The following is a 1,746-nucleotide window of genomic DNA, read 5'->3' as shown; positions in this document are numbered from 1 at the left end:
TGCAGAACACCCGTCCGCCCCGGCCGTCACCATCGTCAATGCCACCAAGCCCAAACGGGTCAAGCGGATAAAAACGCCCTAAGTTACCGGCATTGCTCCTAAGGGCTGTCCCGTAACTGCTGGTCACAGGTGAGATGATCTTGCGGTGTCTGGTGTGATCACGGCGTCGGAGCCGTCCTAATCCGGTACTAACGGCTCTCAGAGGACGGTTCGTGAGTCTTTGAGAGGTTCTGTCGTCGCCTGATGGTGTGGGTGCGAGCGGAATCCGGTGGTCCGCAGTCGGCCGTCTGCTGGGGTGGCGGGGTGAGTGAACGCACTTCGTACCCGAGCGACTTGTCGGACGAGCAGTGGTCTCTGATCGAGCCGGTGATCACGGCCTGGAAGGACCGGCATCGCTCGGTCAGCGGCCACCAGGGCGCCTATGCGATGCGGGAGATCGTGAACTCGATTCTTTACCAGGGCCGGACGGGTTGTCAGTGGGCCTATCTGCCGCACGATCTGCCGCCGAAGAGCGCGGCGTACTACTACTTCGCCGCCTGGCGGGACGACGGGACAGACCAGGTCATCCATGAACTCCTGCGCTGCCAGGTCCGTGAGCGGGCCCGCCGATTAGAGGACCCGACCCTGGTGGTGCTGGACACCCAGAGTGTCCATGCTGCTGCCGGGGTCCCTGCCACCACGACCGGTCGGGATGCCGGGAAACGGGTGCCGGGCCGCAAGCGGGGGCTGGCCGTGGATGTGCTCGGCCTGGTCATCGCTGTCACCGTCCTTGCCGCGAGCGCACACGACAACGCCGCGGGCATCGCCCTGTTGGACCAGGTTGCCGAGAGCGCCGGCGGAACCGTCCGCAAGGCCCTGGTCGACCAGGGCTTCAAGAACCAGGTGGTCGCGCATGGCATCCGTCGCGCCATCGACGTCGAGATCGTCGAGCGCAACCCGCAGGACAAGGGGTTCGTCCCGCAACCGAAGCGGTGGAGGGTCGAGCAGACCTACGGGATCCTGATACTGCACCGGCGCCTGGTCCGCGACTACGAGCACCGCCCGGCCTCATCCGCCTCCCGCGTCTACTGGGCCATGACCCACGTCATGGTCCGCCGCCTCACCGACGCGAACACCCTCACCTGGCGCGACCCGCAGGCGGTGACCGCGTGAACATCCAGCCCCTGTTCGAAGCACTGGACGTCCAGGAAGACGCGGCCCGGGCCATGGCCGACGGCCTCCGCACCCAGATCGACGAACTGCAGACCCGGCTGCGGGAAGCCGAGACTCACCTCGAACACCTCACGATCACCCGGAAGACCGTCACCGCCCTCGCCGACCGGATCCCCGCCCGGCCCGACTCGCCGGGCCTGCCCGAGCACCCGGACTACCCCCGCATCCTCGCCGTCTTCAACGAGGCCACCGGCCCCCTCCGGGCCCGCGACGTCTGCGAAGCCCTCGACCACGAACTGCTGCCGAAGAACATCGAAGGCACCCGCGCCAAGCTGAAACGCCTGGTCAAACTCGACATCCTCACCGAGGACGACGCCGGCAGCTTCGCCAGGAAGCAGTGACCGACCGAGCACCGCGATCAGCAGCCCTGCCTCAGCCTCACCCGGAAACGGACATCAACTCACGAATCGTCCTCTCAGGACTGATGTGAGTTCTGAGAGCCGTTCGAGCAGCGAGCGGTGCTCGCGGTGGTGATCGCGTGGGTGCCGGACTGACGCCTTGAGTCGTCCGGGCACTTGATGCCTCTATCCAGAG

Annotated in this window: 2 protein-coding genes; both read left to right on the top strand. The window is 66.3% G+C overall.

Annotated elements, in window-relative coordinates; all coding sequences use genetic code 11:
- The first annotated feature begins 303 nt into the window (after positions 1-303).
- On the top strand, positions 304-1,152 hold the full coding sequence (locus ACIA8E_RS41885; protein WP_399307352.1) for an IS5 family transposase: 849 nt from the start codon (positions 304-306) through the stop codon (positions 1,150-1,152).
- Positions 1,149-1,553 (top strand): hypothetical protein, encoded by a 405-nt coding sequence (locus ACIA8E_RS41880; protein WP_399307350.1) that lies wholly within the window; start codon positions 1,149-1,151, stop codon positions 1,551-1,553. The genes ACIA8E_RS41885 and ACIA8E_RS41880 overlap by 4 nt, the downstream gene beginning before the upstream one ends.
- Positions 1,554-1,746: the final 193 nt, after the last annotated feature.

Source organism: Streptomyces sp. NPDC051664 (assembly GCF_044453545.1).
Classification (GTDB): domain Bacteria; phylum Actinomycetota; class Actinomycetes; order Streptomycetales; family Streptomycetaceae; genus Streptomyces.
Note: the sequence above shows the minus strand (reverse complement) of the source record. Positions and strands in the feature narration are given on the sequence as shown.